Origin of the sequence: Micromonospora sp. WMMC241 (assembly GCF_027460165.1) — a bacterium.
GTDB classification, from domain to species: domain Bacteria; phylum Actinomycetota; class Actinomycetes; order Mycobacteriales; family Micromonosporaceae; genus Micromonospora; species Micromonospora humi.
Genome location: NZ_JAPZBF010000001.1, coordinates 2725925 through 2742351, shown reverse-complemented (window position 1 = coordinate 2742351; position 16427 = coordinate 2725925). Strand labels below are relative to the sequence as shown.

Genomic DNA, 16427 nt, shown 5'->3' with positions numbered 1-16427 from the left:
TCAGTCGACCCCTCTTCCCGAAACGGACACCCTGTGTCTCATCGCCCTCCGCACTCCTCCCGCCTGCTGGCCCGCCGGTCCTGGCCGGAGGCCCGCTTCCTGGCCGACGTGCTGCGCACCGAGACGGTCGGTGGCGGGCTGCTGCTGCTCGGCGCGGTCCTCGCGCTCGTCTGGGCCAACTCGCCGTGGCGCTCGGCGTACGCCGCGCTGGGCGAGTGGGTGCCGTGGCCCGGCGGCGCGGCACTTCACCTCGACCTCGGCCTCGCCGCCTGGGCCGCCGACGGGCTGCTGGCGATCTTCTTCTTCGTGGTCGGGCTGGAACTCAAGCGCGAGTTCGTCGCCGGTGACCTGCGCGATCCCCGGCGGGCCGCGCTGCCGGTGGTCGCCGCGCTCGGCGGCATGGTGGTGCCGGCGTTGATCTACCTGGCGGTAACCGCGAGCGCCGGCGGCGCGGGGCTGCGCGGCTGGGCGATCCCCACCGCCACCGACATCGCCTTCGCGCTGGCCGTGCTCGCCGTGATCGGCTCCCACCTGCCGCAGGCGTTGCGGGCCTTCCTGCTCACCCTCGCGGTGGTCGACGACCTGCTGGCGATCACCGTCATCGCCGTGTTCTACACCGCCGACTTCCAGCCGCTGCCGCTGCTCGGCGCGCTGCTGCCGATCGCCCTGTTCGCCCTGCTGGTGCAGCGGCGGCGCACGTGGTGGTGGGCGCTGATCCCGCTCGCGGCAGCCGCCTGGGTGCTGGTGCACGCCTCCGGCGTGCACGCCACGGTGGCCGGGGTGCTGCTCGGCTTCACCGTGCCGGTGCTGGCCGGCCGCAACGGCGAGCCCGGGCTGGCCGAGCGGCTGGAGCACCGCTGGCGGCCGATCTCCGCCGGGCTCGCCGTGCCGGTCTTCGCGTTCTTCGCCGCCGGGGTCTCGCTCGTCGACGTCGACCTGGGTGCGGTGGTACGCGACCCGGTGGTGCTCGGGGTGGCCGGCGGCCTGGTGCTCGGCAAGGTGATCGGGGTGTTCGGCTCGACGTTCCTCCTCGCCCGGTTCACCCGCGCCGAACTGGACGAGGAGATCACCTGGGCGGATCTGGTCGGCCTGGCGCTGCTGGCCGGCATCGGCTTCACGGTGTCCCTGCTCATCGGCGAGCTGGCGTTCGGTCCGGGCAGCCCGGAGGACGCGCGGGTCAAGGCGGCGGTGCTGGCTGGTTCGCTGATCTCCGCCGGCCTGGCCGCCGTCGTGCTGCTGCGCCGCAACCGGGTGCACCGGCGGATCAGCGAACGGGAAAGCCGGGACGACGACGGCGACGGCATCCCCGACGTCTACCAGGAACGGCCCGCCTGACCCGGACGCGCCGGCCGCCGTCCCGCATCGGGACGGCGGCCGGCGCGCGGCCATCAGCGGCGGTGCTCGGCGCGCCGCTCGGCGCCCTCGTCCTCGGGCTCCTCCAGCGCGTCGGCGAACGGCTCGGTGAGGTCGTCACCCGGCACCGCGACCCGCTCCGCGCGGTCCTGCTCGTCCGCGTGACCGCCGGCCGGCGGCTGCGGCGCCGTGGCGCCCCCGGCGAAGCCGTACTCGTTGGGTTCGTCGTGCCTGCTCATGCGCGCAACCTCCCGGTCGTCCGATTCGGTGGCCCGCCGGGCGGCGCTCGTCGCGCCGCCACGGCGTCACCGGAGGTACTTACCCACGGTCGTGGTTCCTGATCATCCGAGGACCGCTCAGCTCAGCTCCCGGATCGCCTCGAAGATCAGCCAGAGGCCGCAGATGGCGAACAGCACGGCCGCGCCGTAGCGGATGGCCCGCTCCGGCAGGTGCCGGCCGAGCATCCGGCCCACCAGGATGGCCAGCGCGTCGGCGGCCACCATGCCCAGCGTCGAGCCGAGCCAGGTGCCGAACCAGCCGTACTTGGTGGCCAGGGTGATGGTCGCGAGCATGGTCTTGTCCCCCAGCTCGGCCAGGAAGAACGCCACACCGACCGCGACGATCGCCGACTTGGTGCTGCGCTCGGCCTTGCGCTTCTCCTCCTCGGTCAGCTTGTCGCCGCGCAGCGTCCAGGCGCCGAAGCCGAGGAACGCCAGACCGGCGATCAACGAGATCCAGCCCGTCGGCAGGGCGGCGTTGAGGCCGACCCCGATGGCCACCGAGGCCAGGTGGACGATCGCGGTGGCGACGGTGATGCCGATGAGCACCGGCAGCGGGCGGAAACGCGTGGCGAACGTCAGGGCCATGAGCTGGGACTTGTCTCCCAGCTCGGCGACGAAGATGACGCCGAAGCTGACCACCAGCGCGACGAGGAAACCCTCCATGTGAACCTTCCCGATCAAGCCGGGAGGAGAGACAGGGATGCCCTCGACCCGGCTGCGACAGCCTGAGTCGAAGGTCTCGCCCGCCCCGGGGACCGGGGCCGCGTGGCCGGATGCGGAACGCACCAGTGTGTCGACCACGACATTGGGGGCTACTCCCCTTCGCGCCGACCAGCCTAACCGATCACCACCGGAGCCGCCCGCCGGGTGTGGGCGAGGCCACCGGCCTCAGTCGGCTCGGGCCAGGCAAACCCCGAACAGCCCGTCCGGGTCGGTCCAGAAGGCCTGGCGCGCGAATCCGGCGCCGGCCAGCTCGGCCGCGATCCCGGCCGGCCGGAACTTGGCCGAGACCTCGGTCCGCAGCTCCTCCCCGGCGGCGAACGCGACGTCCAGACCCAGCGCCGCCACCCGCACCCGCGTCGGGCGCTCGGCGCGCAGTCGCATCTCGATCCACTCCCGCTCCGGGTCCCAGACCGCCACGTGGCGGAACGCCTCGACGTCGAAGTCGGCCCCCAGCTCCCGGTTGACCACCCGCAGCACGTTGCGGTTGAACTCGGCGGTCACCCCGGCCGCGTCGTCGTAGGCGGGGACGACCACGCCCGGGTCCTTCACCAGGTCGGTGCCGACCAGCAGCCAGTCGCCGGCCTCCAGCGCCGCGCGGGTGGCGGCGAGGAACCCGGCCCGCTCCGCCGGCAGCAGGTTGCCGATGGTGCCGCCGAGGAACGCCACCAGGCGCCGGCCACCGGTGGGCAGCCGGTCCAGGTGGCGGGTGAAGTCACCCACGATGCCCCGCACCCGCAGCCCCGGGTACGCGACGGCGATCCGCTCGGTGGAGGAGCGCAACGCGCTGACCGAGACGTCCAGCGGCACGAACGTGCCGAGGTCGCCCTGGCGGGTGAACGCGTCCAGCAGCAGCCGGGTCTTCTCCGACGAGCCCGACCCCAGCTCGATCAGCGTCTTCGCCCCGGTCATCGCCGCGACGTCGTCCGCGTGCGCGGCGAGCGCCGCCCGCTCGGCCCGGGTCGGGTAGTACTCCGGCAGGCGGGTGATCTCCTCGAACAGCTCGCTGCCCCGGGCGTCGTAGAACCACTTCGGCGGCAGCCACTTCGGCGACGCGGTCAACCCGACCCGTACGTCCTCCCGCAGCGCACGGTCGAGGTCCTGCTCCTCCAGGTGGATCTCCAGCGGCTCCGCGCTCATCGAGAATTCCTCTCTCCTACCGGTGGGTGGGTGGTCAGGCGGTGGTCAACTCGTGGACGTCCAGCCCGGTGGCGGTGGCCAGCACCAGTCGGCCGTCCGGCACCGCCTGCCAGGCGGGGTCGTCGTCGGACGGCTCGGAGGACAGCAGCACGGAACCGGGGCCACGCCGTACCGACAGCGCGTGCCCGGCCACGCTCGCCGCCACCGTCACGCCGTCGGTGAGCAGCAGGTTCAGCCGCGAGCCGGGAGCGGCCGCGGCGACCGCCGCCACGGTGTCCGCCACCGCCTCGCCGGGTGTCGCGCCGGCACGCAACCGGTGCCGCGCCAGCGCCCAGAGCACCGCCGAGTCGGTCGGCACCTCCAGGGTGAGCAGATCCCGGACGGGCAACCCGGCGGCGAGCGGGACCAGGCTGTCCGGCCAGCCCCGGACCACGCCGTTGTGGCTGAACAGCCAACGTCCCTCGGCGAACGGCGCGGCCGCGGTCTCGTGCAGCGGCATGCCCACCGTCGCGGAGCGGACGGCGGCCAGCACCGCGCCGGCGGACGTCACGGCCGCCAGCTCCGGCAGGGTCGTGTCGCTCCACATCGGTTGGGCCCGCCGGTAACGGACCGGATCCGCGCCGTCGGGGTACCAGCCGACGCCGAAGCCGTCGGCGTTGATGGTGCCGCCGCCCCGCATGTCACGCGGCGCCCAGGACTGCCGCAGCAGCCCGTGCGGCGGGTCGTGCAGCAGGCTGCGGAGGGTGACCGGTGGACCGAGGTACGCGAGGTGACGGCACATCGGGCCGAGTCACTCCCCGGCGTCGCGGGCGCAGCGGAAGCCGCTGAAGATCTGCCGTCGGATCGGGTAGTCCCAGTTGCGGAACGTGCCCCGGCAGGCCGACCGGTCGGTGCCGAACGAGCCGCCGCGCAGCACCCGGTGCTCCTCGCCGAAGAAGACCTCCGAGTATTCCCGGTACGGGAACGCGGTGAAGCCCGGATGCCCGTGGAAGGTGCCGGCGGTCCACTCCCACACGTCGCCGATCAGCTGGTGCACGCCGAGCGGCGAGGCGCCGGCCGGGTACGCGCCCACCGGTGCCGGCCACAGGTGACGCTGCCCCAGGTTGGCGTGCGCGGCGGTGGGATCCTCGTCGCCCCAGGGATAGCGGCGGGAGCGGCCGGTCGCCGGGTCCCAGCGGGCCGCCTTCTCCCACTCGGCCTCGGTGGGCAGCCGCTTGCCGGCCCAGGCCGCGTACGCCTGCGCCTCGTACCAGCAGACGTGCACCACCGGCTCGTCGTCGCGCACCGCGGACCACCGGCCGAACCGGCGGTACGCCCAGCCGTCGCCGTCACGCCGCCAGTGCAGTGGCGCGCTCAGCTCGGCGTCGACCCGGTGCCGCCAGCCGGCCTCGCTCCACCAGCGCGACTGCTCGTAGCCCCCGTCGGCGATGAACGCGCGGTAGTCGCCGTTCGTCACCGGCGCGGCGTCGATGAGATAGGCGGGCAGGTCGACGGTGTGTGCCGGGCGTTCGTTGTCCAGCGCCCACGGGTCGGTGGAGGTGCCCATGGTGAACGGCCCGGCCGGCACCAGCACCTCGCCGACGACGGTCGCCCGGGGCTCGGGCGGGGGCGGGGCGTCCAGCACCGGCACGCCGTCGCGCAGTTGGTGGGTGGCGAGCATCGTCTCGTCGTGCTGCTGCTCGTGCTGCACGATCATGCCGAACGCGAAGCCGTCCTCGACCAACCGGCGGTCGGTGAAGCGGATGCCGTCCAGCAGGTCGTACACCTTCTCCCGCACCGTGCGCACGTAGGCCCGCGCCTCGGCCGGCGGCAGCAGCGGCAGCGACGGCCGGTCCCGCCGGGGCTGCTTGAACGCGTCGTAGAGATCGTCGATGTCGCGGCGCACCGGGTCACGCCCGCCGACGTCGCGTACCAGCCACAGCTCCTCCTGGTTGCCGACGTGCGCCAGGTCCCAGACCAGCGGCGACATCAGGGTGGAGTGCTGCCGGACCAGGTCGTCGTCGTCCACCGCGTCGGTCAGCGCGGCGGTGCGGGCGCGGGTGCGCTCCAGCTCCGCCGCGATCCGCATGCGCAGTTGCTCGGCGTCGGTTCCCGGCCGCTCGGTGGTGGTCACCGGTGTCCCCTCTCCGCGGCGGCGCGGTGCCGCCGGATCGCTCGGTGGATCTGATCGTGGATCCCGGCCGGCAGGTCCAGCCCGGGCAGCGCGGTCAGCGCCAGGTCGAACAGGGTCGTCGCGGCGGTCGCCAGCGGACGCTCGGCCAGCCCACGCCGCGCCGCCGCGTGCCACCGGTCGGCGACCGGAAGGGCCGCGGCGAGCGCGTCGCCGGTGGTCGGCGGTTCGGCGAAGAGCGCGGCCAGCACCGCCGACGGGACGGTCCACTCCCGGCCCGGCTGGGCGTCGAGGTAGCGCAGCTCCAGGTAGCCGCGCGGCCGCACCGGCGGGAAGAGCGTGCTGACGTGGTATTCCAGGTCGTCGGTGGTGGGCGGGCGGGGCAGCGCCCCGGCCAGCCAGTCGGCGAAGGTCACGCCCTCCGGCGGGGCCCAGTCCGGGCCGTCGCCGCGGACGCAGAGCAGCGGCGCGGCGAGCACGTACCCGGTCCAGGCGGTGACCGGGTCGCGGTCGGCGTGCGCCGGCGACCACACCGGGCGGGTGCGCGCCGGGTCGATCGCCAGCCAGGCGGCCATCCGGGCGGACACCCACCCGGTGGACCGGCCGGCATGCCGGTCGGCGGTGGCGAACGCGGCCAGCAACGGCGGTCCGACGGCGTGCGCGGTGGCCCACCGCTGGGCAAACTGGTCCGGCTCGCCGGCGTCCAGGCAGACCTGGAGCCCGGCCGTGCTGTACATCATGGCCCGCCCGGCCGGACCGCGCCGGTCGAAGACACGGCGCATGGCGCGGTAGCGGGGGGTGTCGACGACCGGCCGCGGCGGGCGCCACGGATCCATCCCGGTGTCCCCCAGCACGAGGCCGGCGGCGTCCAGCAGGGCTCGCAGCTCGTCGATGTCGGCCTGGGTGGCGCAGAGGAGCGCGGCGACCGACGGTCGCGGCGGCGCGGAGACCTCCACCTGCCCGCCGGGCTCCACGGTCACGGTGCCGCCGTGCCGGAGCTCGTGGGCCGGGCTGGTGGGGTCGAGGGTGACGGGGCCGTGCCGGCCCAGCGCCTGGCGCAGTCGCTCGCGGTCGACCGGACGGGTCGGGTCCGCGGCGTCGTGCACGGTCCATTCCAGTTCGACGCCGGTGAGGATGGGTGGACCGGTCTTGAAGCAGATCCGGGCCAGGTGGCCACGGGCCGCGGCCTCGTCCCCCAGGACGGTGGCCCGGTCCAGTTCCGGCGACATCACCACGTGACGGCTCCTCTCGCGGAGACGGGCGACCACGCCGTCGCCCTGGACCCGACCCCGACGGCCCGGGTCCGCGCGTCCCACCATCCTCTGTCTAGCAGACGGAATCCGCGCGCCCGGAGAGATGAATTTTTGTCCGGATCCGATCGCCCCCGGGCCGGCTCAGTCGTCGTCCTCGTCGTCGGGGCCGGGCCTGCGGTCCTCGTCAGCTGACGACTTCTTCGACTTCGGCTCCGGCGGCGTCGGCGCCGCGGCGCTCGGCGCCGTGCCCCGGCAGTAGCTCTCCACCCGGTCGGCGCCACCGGCGGCGGCCACCAGATCGGCGAAGCCCGGCTTGGTCAGGGCCTTGGCCCGTTGCCCCTCCGGCTTGGCCAGGTAGGCGCGGCACTGACCGGCGAGCTTGCCGTCGACCGGCGGCGGGGCCGGGCGCCCACCGGGGGGCGGCCCGGCGGAGGACGGTGGCGTGGGCGACAGCGGGGTCGGCGACGGCGCCGCGCCGGACGCCTCGCCGGCCGGGCCGCTGGGCGCCGGCCGCGAGGGGCCGGTGCCGGTAGGGCCGGTGCCGGCCGTCGTCGAGGCCGGTGGGACCACCGGTTCCGGGCCGTGGTCCAGCCGCACGGCGGCGAACGCCACCCCGGCCACCGCGGTGGCGGCGAGCCCGGACAGCGCGGCGGCGATCCGGAGCCGGCGGCGCGGGCGGGGCGCGGGCGCCCGCTCGGTGACCGCGGGGGCGGCGCGGGCGGCCCGGAAGGCGGCGAGCGCCCGTTCCTCGCCGGCCAGTTCGTCGCCGGTGGCCGGCGCGGCGGCTGCGGCGAGCAGTCGGGCCAGCGGGTCGACGCCGGCCGACGTCGCGGCGCGCGCGGCGTCGAGGCGCCGGTCGGACTCCGCCCGGTCGGCGGGCCCTGCGGGCCCGGGAGAGTTCATGCCGTTTCCCCTCACGTCAGCCCTCCGCCGGCTCGGCCTCGGGCGCGTGCGGCGCCGGACGGTCGGTGCGGGGGCGCGGCCGCACCGCGCCCCGGTCGCCCTCCGGGACCGCGCCCGGCACGTTCTCCGGCGCGCCCTCCGCGGCGCGCTCCAGCATCGCCGCCAACCGGCGCAGCCCACGATGCGCCGCGGTGCGCACCGCGCCGGCTCGCCGGCCCAGCACCCGCCCGGCGGTCTCCGCGTCGAGGCCGACGACGGCCCGCAGCATCACCGCCTCCGCCTCGGCCGGCGGCAGGGTGCGGATCAGCGCCAGCGCGCTCTCGGTGCCGATGGCCTCACCGGCGCGGTCCGCGGTGTCGGCGTCCGCGGCCAGGTCGTTGAGGGCCTGCACGGGCACCGGGACCACCGGCCGCCGCCGCTGGCGGCGCAGGTGGTCCATGGCCCGGTTGCGGGCGATGGTGACGGCCCAGGCGCGGAACTCACCGCCGGTGAACGAGGGCAGGTCTCGGGAGATCTGCAGCCAGGTCTCCGAGGCCACGTCCTCCGCGTCGGCGCCCACCAACGACGTCAGGTAGCGCAGCAGGGCCGGCTGCAGGCCGCGGTAGAGGAAGCGGAACGCCTCCTCGTCACCGGCCTGCGCCGCGGCGACCGCCTCGTTCAGCTCGGCGGTCACGGGCGCCGCCCCGGCCCGGCCGGCGCCTGCGGCCGGGCGTCCGCCGACCCGGGAGACCACACCGCCATCCGCACCTCGGCCCCCCGCTGAGCTGATCGGCAACCGGCTCGGAGCCGGTGCGCACCTGGACACCGCCGCCGGCACGCCGGGGCGGGACATACCGTACCGGCGTCATCGTGCGACCGGGAGCCCGGCCGACAGTGGTGGAGCGAGCCGGTGGCCGGCAAGGCACGGACCGGCGAAAAAGCGAGAGAAATGTCTAAGCCCACCGTCGGCGTGTCGGTGTAACGAAGACCACCGCACGGACGCTACCCATCAGGCGGAATGGGGCGGATCAGGCCGGAAGGAGCGGACACCCGCCCGGAGACCGGCATTATCTGGCCGATCGTACCCGCCCGATCACGGTCAGCGCACCGGCCCACCCGCCCCCGGCCGTTCGGCCGAGCGGCCCGCAGCCGCTCGCCGACCGCGACAGGAGAGATCGCCGGAAATACTCCGGGGCCACTGTGGGTACGGTATGGGGATGCTCACCTCCGACGTCGTACTCAGCGGTCGGTACCGCCTGGATGACCGTGTCGCCACCGGCGGCATGGGCGACGTCTGGCGTGCCAAGGACCTGGTGCTCGGCCGTCAGGTGGCGGTGAAGGTGCTCCTTCCCGCGCTGGTCAACGACCCCGACTTCATCGCCCGGTTCCGCTCCGAGGCGCGGATCATGGCCTCGCTGCGCCACCCCGGCGTGGTCCAGGTCTTCGACTGCGGCGAGGACGAACTGCCCGACGGCAGCCGCGCCGACTACCTGGTCATGGAGTTCGTCGACGGGGAGCCCCTGTCCCGGCGGATCGAGGACGCCGGCCAGCTCGAGGTCGCCGAGACCATGTCGATCGTGGCCCAGGTGGCGCAGGCGCTGCACGGGGCCCACGGCCGGGGCATCGTGCACCGTGACGTCAAGCCGAGCAACCTGCTCGTGCAGGACGACGGCACCGTGGTCCTGGTCGACTTCGGGGTCGCCCGCTCGACCAACGTCACCAGCATCACCAGCACCAACGCGGTGCCCGGCACCGCCCTCTACATGGCGCCCGAACAGGCGTCCGGCCGTCCGGTCTCGGGCGCCACGGACGTGTACGCGCTCGGCGCGGTCGCCTACTGCTGCCTCACCGGCAGCCCGCCGTTCACCGGCGACAACCCGCTCCAGGTAGCCGTCCGTCACCTCGACGACGCTCCGCCGGAGCTGCCCGCGGAGATCCCGGCCCCGGTCCGTGAGCTGGTGGCCCGGGCCCTGGCCAAGGATCCGGGCGACCGCTACCCGAGCGCCGCGGCGATGGCCGACGCCGCCCGCGCCGCGCGGAGCGTGTCGCCCACCGCGACGGTGCCGGCGGCGCTGCGCGGCGCGGCCGGTCCGGCGCCGACCCGCGGCGACCAGCCGGTGGTGCGGTCGGCGGCGACCGCCGCGGCCCCCCGCCGCCGGGGCCGGCGCGGCGCGCTCGTCGGCGCCGCGGGCGCGGTGCTGGTCGCGGTGACCGCGCTGGGCGCGATGCTGGCCGCCGCCGGGGACGCGGAGGCGCCCGCCACCCAGCTGGACACGAACCCGCCCGCGGTGGCGCCGAGCAACTCGGTCGCCGACACCGCGGTCACCGGCGGGCCGTCGAGCAGCGTCGACGACAACAACTGGCAGCCGGCCGGTTCGAGCGGTCGACCGTCGACGTCGACCTCGGTGTCGCCGAGCGCCTCCCCGACCGGGTCGGTCCAGCCCAGCCCGTCGGCCACCCCGTCGACGGCGCCGACCGCGCCGAGCACCGCACCGACCACCAGCCCGCCGCCGGCCCAGACCACCGCGCCGACCGAGACCACCACCACCACGACGGCCCCCGCCGACGGCGGCGGCGGCGACGCCGGCGGCCAGCCGGTCTCCCGGCCCTGATCGCGCCCGGCCCGGTCCCGCCGTCGTGGCGGGGCCGGGCCGGACCGGGATCAGTCCGCGCCGAGCGACGCCACCACCGGTCGGGCCAGCGCACGCCGGGCCGGCACGACCGAGGCGAGCAACGCGGCGAGCACCGCCACCGCGACGATCAGACCGAGCCGCCCCCACGGCAGCACCAGCGTGAAGTCGCCGCCGATGCGTGCCACCACCGCCATCGCCCCCGCCGCGACCCCGATGCCCAGCGCGACGCCGAGCAGCGTGCCGACCAGCGCGGTGAGCACCGCCTCGACCGCGAGGACGGCCCGCATCCCGGCCCGGCTCAGGCCGACCGCGCGCAGCACCGCGTTCTCCCGGGTCCGTTCCACCACCGACAGGCTGAGCGTGTTGGCGACACCCACCAGCGAGATCACCACGGCCAGGCCGAGCAACGCGGTGACGAAGCCCAGCACCAGGTCGACGGTGCCGGTGAGCATCTTCTTGTAGGCAGCCTGGTCCATCACGTTGACCGTGGGGTAGCGGACGACCACGGACTCGACCGCGGCCCGGGCGACGTCCACGCTCACCCCGTCGGCCGGTTCGACCTCGGCCAGGAAGCCGTGCTCGGCCGGGAAGAGACGGCCGAAGTCGGCGTCCGCCATCTCCACCACGTGCCCGGTGGGCACCGCGCTGCCGCCCAGGAGCGGCCCGTCGTCGGCCACCACCGCCACGACCCGGAACTGCCGGCCGGCGACGGTGACCGTGTCACCCACGGTCCATCCCCGGGCGGCGGCCAGCTCGCGGTGCACCAGCACCGAACCCGGTCCGAGGGCACCCGGGTCGCCGGCGTCCACCGCGGACAGCGTCCGCCGGACCAGCGCCGGGTGCGCGGCGCGTACCTCGACGCCGTCGGTCACCCGGCTGCGCTGCTCGTGCACCACGCCCAGCTCGGGCCGGGCGGCCAGCTCGCCGGCGAGCGGGGCCGGCAGGTCCGCGCCGATGCCGGTGACCAGGAAGTCCACCCCGACCCGGGCGTCCACCGCGTGTTCGATGCCGGCCTTGACGCTGCCCGCGCCGACCACGAACGACGAGACCAGCCCGATTCCGATCACCATGGCCGTGGCGGTGGCCGCGACCCGGCGCGGGTTGCGTACCGCGTTCGCCACGGCCAGCGCCGCCGGGGCGCCGAACAGCACGCGGGCCGGCACGCCGAGCACCCGGACCAACGCCGGCACCAGCACCGGGCCGAACGCCACGACACCGCCGAAGGCCAGCAGCCCACCGGCCGCCACCAACGGCACCTGGCCGGTGGGGCCGGCGCCGAACAGCGCCGCCACCCCGGCGGCGAGGACCAGCGCTCCGACCACGAGGCGGACCCGCCCGGCCGGGCGGGCGGGCCGCGTCGCCGCGTCGGTCAGCGCCGCCACCGGCGGGATCCGGGTGCCCTGCCACGCCGGCACCGCGGCGGCCCCCACGGTGAGCAGCGTGCCCAGCGCCAGCGAGACCAGCACCGTACGGGCGGTCACCGTGACCCCGCCACCGGCCGGCGCGCCGACGCCGCCCAGCAGCGCACCGAGCGCGGCGGCCAACGCGGTCCCGACCAGCACGCCGACCGCGGCGGCGACCAGCCCGGTCAGCGCCGCCTCGGCCAGGGTGGCGCGGTAGACCTGCCCCCGGGTCGCCCCGACCAACCGCAGCAGCGCGGTGCGGCGGGACCGCTGGGCGATCACGATGGCGAAGGTGTTGGCGATGACGAAACCGGCCACCACCACCGCCACCGCGGCGAACGTACCCAGCATCAGCTCGAACTGCCGCAGGTCGCGGACCGCGTCGGCGACCGCCGCGTCGAGGATCGCGGCCCGGTCCCGCACCGTGACACCCGGCCCCGCCACGGCCCGCACCCGCTCGGCCAGCGCCGCGACGTCCGCGCCGGGCCGCGCCGCCACCATGATCCGCCCGTACCCACGCTCGCCGCCGACCGCGAGGGCGTCCGCGCCGGTCAGGCCGATGAACGGGCCGCCGGCGTCGCGGACGGTGCCCGCCACGTCGACCGAGCCCACCAGCGTGTACGGCCGGGCCGCACCGGCCGCCCCGCCGACCGAGACCGGACCGCCGAGGGCGAAGCGCTGCTCGGCGACCGTCCTCGAGTCCAGCACCAGCTCGCCCGCGCGCTGCGGCAGCCGCCCGGCGACCACGTCGTACGACTGGAGGGCCGGCTCGGTGGGGACGGCGGCGAGGACCGCGTAGCCGAGCACCGGCCGCCCGTCGGCGCCGACCACTCCGGCGGAGCCGGTCAGCTCCCCCGCGGCGGCGGCCACCCCGTCGACCGCGCGCACCCGGTCGACCAGGGCCGGCGGCAGGGGCGTGGCACCGGCGTACGCGGCCAGGTCGGTGTGCCGGTCGAACGCGCCGGCCCGCTCGTACGCGCCGGCCCGCATGCCGTCGGTGAACATCAGGGTGCCGGCGACGAACGCGACACCGAGCACGATCGCCAGCGAGGACAACAGCAGACGCAGGCCGTCGGCACGGATCTGGCGCAGGGTCAGGCGCAGCATCCCGCTCACCGCCCCGTTCCGGTGGTGGCCCGGTCGAGCCGGCTGAGCGCCTCGTGGACCTGACCGACGGTCGGCCGGTGCAGCTCGTCGACCAGCCGGCCGTCGGCCAGGAACACCACCCGGTCGGCGTACCCGGCGGCCGCCGGATCGTGGGTGACCATGACGACGGTCTGGCCGAGCGTGTCCACCGCCTCCCGCAGCAACCGCAGCACCTCGGCCCCGGCGCGGGAGTCGAGGTTGCCCGTCGGCTCGTCGGCGAAGATCACCCACGGTCGGGTGACCAGCGCCCGGGCCACCGCGACCCGCTGCTGCTGGCCGCCGCTGAGTTCGGCCGGCCGGTGGCCGAGGCGGTCGGTCAGGCCGACCGCGGCCACCACCTGCCGCAGCCAGGCCGGGTCGGGCCGCCGGCCGGCGATGGCCAGCGGGAGGACGATGTTCTCCTCGGCGGTCAGGGTGGGCAGCAGGTTGAACTTCTGGAAGACGAAGCCGATCCGGTCCCGACGCAGCCGGGTGAGCCGGCGGTCGTCGAGCCGGGCCAGGTCGGCGTCGCCGATGCGCACCGCGCCGGCCGTCGGCCGGTCGAGGCCGGCGAGGCAGTGCAGCAGTGTGGACTTGCCGGAGCCGGAGGGGCCCATCACGGCGGTGAACCGGGCGGCGGCCAGGTCGAGGTCGACGCCGTCCAGGGCGACGACGCGGGACTGCCCGACGCCGTACTCCCGGCGCAGGTCACGGGCGGCGAGGGCGACGCCGGTGGTCGGGGCTGCGGACAACGTGGTGCTCCTGTCGGACGTGGTCTGTGACCCTTCCGACGCTATGGCCGCCGCACCGTCGACGATTCCACCTGCGCGCTCGGCCTCGGTACGCCCACGGTCGTCCCCGACCGGACGAACCGTACGACCTGCGGCGTACGCCGGGTCAGCCGCCGGGGGTGACCAGCCCGCTCTCGTACGCCAGCACGACGGCCTGGACGCGGTCGCGGAGCTGGAGCTTGGCCAGGATCCGCCCGACGTGGGTCTTCACTGTCGCCTCCGCCACGTGCACCCGCGCGGCGATCTCCGCGTTGGACAGACCCTGCGCCACGAGCAGCAGCACCTCCCGCTCCCGCTCGGTCAGCTGGGCCAGCCGCGGGTCCTCGGCCGGCGCCGGGCCGAGTTGCCCGGCGAACCGGTCGAGCAGCCGCCGGGTGATCGACGGGGCCACCACCGAGTCGCCCTCGGCGACCACCCGGATCGCGGTGAGCAGTTCCTCCGGCGGCACGTTCTTGAGCAGGAAGCCGCTCGCCCCGGCGCGCAGCGCGGCGAACGCGTCGGCCTCGGTGTCGAAGGTGGTCAGCACCAGCACCCGCGGTCGCGCACCGGCCGACCGGGCGCAGATCCGCCGGGTCGCCTCGACCCCGTCCATGGTCGGCATCCGCAGGTCCATCACCACCACGTCGGCCTCGACCCGGTCCAGCACCCGCAGCGCGTCCGCGCCGTCGATCGCCTCACCGACCACGGCCAGGTCGGGCTGCGAGTCGAGCACCATCCGGAAGCCGGCGCGCACCAGCGCCTGGTCGTCGACGATCATCACTCGCACGGTCACGCCGCCGCGCTCCCTTCCTCGGTGCCGGCCGCCGCGGGCAGCGGCAGTCGCGCCTCGACCCGCCAGCCACCGGCCAGCGTGGGGCCGGCGGCGAGGCTGCCGTCGTACACCCCGACCCGTTCCCGCATGCCGACCAGGCCGTGCCCGCCGGACGGCGCCGGCCGGACCACCGGACGGCCGCGGCCGTCGTCGACGGCCCGGACCGCGACGGTGTCGGCGGCCCAGTCGAGCGTCAGCTCGACCGACGCGCCCACCCCGGCGTGCTTGAGCGCGTTGGTCAGGCTTTCCTGCACCACCCGGTAGACGGTCAGCTCCAGGCCGGGCGGCAACGCCACCGGCGTGCCGTCGCCGCCGCAGTCGATGCGCAGCCCGGCGGCGCGGAACCGGTCGAGCAGCGCGGGCAGCTCCACCAGCGCGGGCCGCCGGTGCGCCGGCTCGCCGGCGGGCTCGTCCGCCGCCGGCTCCGGCCGGCTGGGTTCCCGGAGTACGCCGACCAGCCGCCGCATCTCCTCCAGCGCCTGCCGGCCGGTGTCCGCCACCACCTTGGCCGCCTCCCGTGCGGTGGCCGGGTCCCGGTCGAGCGTGAACCGGACGCCGTCGGCCTGCACGATCATCACCGCCAGGCTGTGTGCGACCACGTCGTGCAGCTCACGGGCGATGCGGGTGCGTTCCTCGGCGACCGCCGCCCGGGACTCCGCCTCCCGCTCCCGGTCCGCCGTCGCGGCGCGTTCCTCCAGGCTGAGCACGTAGAGGCGGCGGGTCCGCACGTTGAGGCCGACCAGCCACACCGCGCCGGTGACCAGACCGTAGTAGAGCGCGCCGGCCCACCAGGGCGACGGCCCGGGCCAGGAGAGCGCGGAGAGCAGCACGCCGATCGCGGCGCCGATCCCGGCCAGGATGCCGTCGCGCGACCGGGCGGCGTACTTGACCACACTGTAGAGCGCGATCAGCACGCCGATGTCGTAGCCGAGCGGGCCCCAGCCGACGATCACCTGGACCAGCGCCAGCGCGGCCACCGCGACGGCGACCGCGGACGGGTGGGTGCGCCGGAAGAACAGCGCCGCCGCCATCGCCACGCCGACCGCGAACGCGGGCAGGCCGCCCTGCTCGGCCAGCAGGCCCAGCACGGCGAAGACGGCGACCAGCCCGGAGACCGCGGCGTCGAACGCGACGCCGCGCAACGGCCGGCCGAGGATCAGGCGGTCCACGGTCACCCAGCGTACGGGGGTGACCGGTGTCTCTTCGGCCCCGGTCAGGGGGCGAGCAGGGCGCGCATGCGGCCGATCTCGGCGGACTGCTCGACGGCCACCCCGGTGGCGAACTCCTGCATGGTCTGGTCGGCACCGACCTTGAGCAGGTCGCTGGACATCACCACCGCGCCCTCGTGGTGGGCGGTCATCATCCGCACGAAGAGGCGGTCGAACGCCGCGCCGCGGGCGTCGGAGAGCTGTCGCATCGCCTCGGCGGACTGCATCCCGCGCATGGTGGCGTGGTCGTGGCCGGCGACCTCGGCGGGCAGGCCCCGGGTGCTGAGCCAGGCGCGCAGCACGCCGACCTCCGGCCCCTGGGCGGCCCGGATCCGGTCGGCGACGGCGCGTAGCCGGGGGTCGGCGGCCCGGTCGGGGGCGAGCTTCGCCATCTCCAGGGCCTGCTCGTGGTGCGGGATCATCATCCGGACGTACCAGACGTCGAGGCCGTTGTAGCGGGGCTGCGCCGCATCGCGGACCTGCCCGCCGGGGCGGGTGGCCGCCGGCTCGCCGGGGCGTCCGGGGACCAGCACCGGCGGCGCCGAGACGGTGCCCGTGGGGCTCGGGGTGGCCGGGGCGGTGGCGGTCGGACCGGGCGCGTCCGCCGCCGGGCGGCTGTCGTCGTCGCAGCCGGCCAGCGCCGGGCCGCCGATCGTCAGGAGCGTGGCCAGGGCTGTGACGGGAAGCCACGCGCGTGCCGGTCGACCGGTCATACGA

General features: G+C 75.9%; 15 protein-coding genes. 2 read left to right on the top strand and 13 right to left on the bottom strand.

The genetic code is table 11. From position 1 onward, the window contains the following. The first annotated feature begins 33 nt into the window (after positions 1-33). Entirely contained in the window at positions 34-1335 is a 1302-nt protein-coding gene (nhaA, locus tag O7598_RS12685; RefSeq protein ID WP_269691529.1) for a Na+/H+ antiporter NhaA, read from the top strand. Between the two features lie 53 nt (positions 1336-1388). On the opposite strand, the gene O7598_RS12680 is transcribed toward nhaA, so the two are convergent. The 8 genes from O7598_RS12680 to O7598_RS12645 all read right to left on the bottom strand — a co-directional run bounded on the left by O7598_RS12680 (position 1389) and on the right by O7598_RS12645 (position 8433). Then, on the bottom strand, positions 1389-1592 hold the full coding sequence (locus O7598_RS12680; RefSeq protein WP_269691527.1) for a hypothetical protein: 204 nt from the start codon (positions 1590-1592) through the stop codon (positions 1389-1391). A 117-nt stretch (positions 1593-1709) separates the two neighbouring features. Then, complete coding sequence (locus O7598_RS12675) at positions 1710-2297, bottom strand: TMEM165/GDT1 family protein (RefSeq protein ID WP_269691526.1); 588 nt, start codon at positions 2295-2297, stop codon at positions 1710-1712. A 225-nt stretch (positions 2298-2522) separates the two neighbouring features. Continuing rightward, positions 2523-3494: an L-histidine N(alpha)-methyltransferase gene (egtD, locus tag O7598_RS12670; RefSeq protein WP_269691525.1), complete on the bottom strand. Its 972-nt coding sequence runs from the start codon at positions 3492-3494 to the stop codon at positions 2523-2525. Between the two features lie 34 nt (positions 3495-3528). Beyond that, positions 3529-4275 (bottom strand): ergothioneine biosynthesis protein EgtC, encoded by a 747-nt coding sequence (gene egtC, locus O7598_RS12665; protein WP_269691524.1) that lies wholly within the window; start codon positions 4273-4275, stop codon positions 3529-3531. 9 nt (positions 4276-4284) lie between these two features. Next, a complete protein-coding gene (gene egtB / locus O7598_RS12660) occupies positions 4285-5562 on the bottom strand; it encodes an ergothioneine biosynthesis protein EgtB (protein WP_269694861.1) in 1278 nt (425 codons plus the stop codon). 41 nt (positions 5563-5603) lie between these two features. Next, positions 5604-6839, bottom strand: a complete 1236-nt coding sequence (gene egtA, locus O7598_RS12655) for an ergothioneine biosynthesis glutamate--cysteine ligase EgtA (RefSeq protein ID WP_269691523.1) — start codon at positions 6837-6839, stop codon at positions 5604-5606. Between the two features lie 159 nt (positions 6840-6998). Continuing rightward, positions 6999-7760: a hypothetical protein gene (locus O7598_RS12650; protein WP_269691522.1), complete on the bottom strand. Its 762-nt coding sequence runs from the start codon at positions 7758-7760 to the stop codon at positions 6999-7001. A gap of 16 nt (positions 7761-7776) precedes the next feature. After that, on the bottom strand, positions 7777-8433 hold the full coding sequence (locus O7598_RS12645; RefSeq protein WP_269691521.1) for an RNA polymerase sigma factor: 657 nt from the start codon (positions 8431-8433) through the stop codon (positions 7777-7779). 523 nt (positions 8434-8956) lie between these two features. Here O7598_RS12645 and O7598_RS12640 point away from each other — a divergent pair. Beyond that, positions 8957-10351 carry a serine/threonine-protein kinase gene (locus O7598_RS12640; protein ID WP_269691520.1) on the top strand — a complete coding sequence of 465 codons (1395 nt, stop codon included), beginning with the start codon at positions 8957-8959 and terminating at the stop codon, positions 10349-10351. Positions 10352-10401: 50 nt separating this feature from the next. Here O7598_RS12640 and O7598_RS12635 read toward each other — a convergent pair whose 3' ends face one another. The 5 genes from O7598_RS12635 to O7598_RS12615 form a co-directional block, all read right to left on the bottom strand. Then, positions 10402-12882: an ABC transporter permease gene (locus O7598_RS12635; protein ID WP_269691519.1), complete on the bottom strand. Its 2481-nt coding sequence runs from the start codon at positions 12880-12882 to the stop codon at positions 10402-10404. Positions 12883-12887: 5 nt separating this feature from the next. Continuing rightward, positions 12888-13652, bottom strand: coding sequence for an ABC transporter ATP-binding protein (locus O7598_RS12630; RefSeq protein WP_269691518.1), 765 nt, complete (start codon positions 13650-13652; stop codon positions 12888-12890). 145 nt (positions 13653-13797) lie between these two features. Beyond that, positions 13798-14463 (bottom strand): response regulator, encoded by a 666-nt coding sequence (locus O7598_RS12625; protein ID WP_091056171.1) that lies wholly within the window; start codon positions 14461-14463, stop codon positions 13798-13800. Further along, a complete protein-coding gene (locus O7598_RS12620; protein WP_269691517.1) occupies positions 14460-15677 on the bottom strand; it encodes a sensor histidine kinase in 1218 nt (405 codons plus the stop codon). Before O7598_RS12620 ends, O7598_RS12625 begins: the two co-directional genes overlap by 4 nt. 38 nt (positions 15678-15715) lie before the next feature. Then, positions 15716-16423 (bottom strand): DUF305 domain-containing protein, encoded by a 708-nt coding sequence (locus O7598_RS12615; protein ID WP_269691516.1) that lies wholly within the window; start codon positions 16421-16423, stop codon positions 15716-15718. Between the last annotated feature and the right edge of the window lie 4 nt (positions 16424-16427).

What these genes read in the sequence shown, in the direction of transcription:
- O7598_RS12675 (WP_269691526.1), bottom strand. Translation starts at nt 2,297, where the DNA reads ATGGAGGGTTTCCTCGTCGCGCTGGTGGTCAGCTTCGGCGTCATCTTC.
- egtC (WP_269691524.1), bottom strand. Translation starts at nt 4,275, where the DNA reads ATGTGCCGTCACCTCGCGTACCTCGGTCCACCGGTCACCCTCCGCAGC.
- O7598_RS12680 (WP_269691527.1), bottom strand. Translation starts at nt 1,592, where the DNA reads ATGAGCAGGCACGACGAACCCAACGAGTACGGCTTCGCCGGGGGCGCC.
- O7598_RS12640 (WP_269691520.1), top strand. Translation starts at nt 8,957, where the DNA reads ATGCTCACCTCCGACGTCGTACTCAGCGGTCGGTACCGCCTGGATGAC.
- O7598_RS12615 (WP_269691516.1), bottom strand. Translation starts at nt 16,423, where the DNA reads ATGACCGGTCGACCGGCACGCGCGTGGCTTCCCGTCACAGCCCTGGCC.
- egtD (WP_269691525.1), bottom strand. Translation starts at nt 3,494, where the DNA reads ATGAGCGCGGAGCCGCTGGAGATCCACCTGGAGGAGCAGGACCTCGAC.
- O7598_RS12635 (WP_269691519.1), bottom strand. Translation starts at nt 12,882, where the DNA reads ATGCTGCGCCTGACCCTGCGCCAGATCCGTGCCGACGGCCTGCGTCTG.
- egtB (WP_269694861.1), bottom strand. Translation starts at nt 5,562, where the DNA reads ATGCGGATCGCGGCGGAGCTGGAGCGCACCCGCGCCCGCACCGCCGCG.
- O7598_RS12650 (WP_269691522.1), bottom strand. Translation starts at nt 7,760, where the DNA reads ATGAACTCTCCCGGGCCCGCAGGGCCCGCCGACCGGGCGGAGTCCGAC.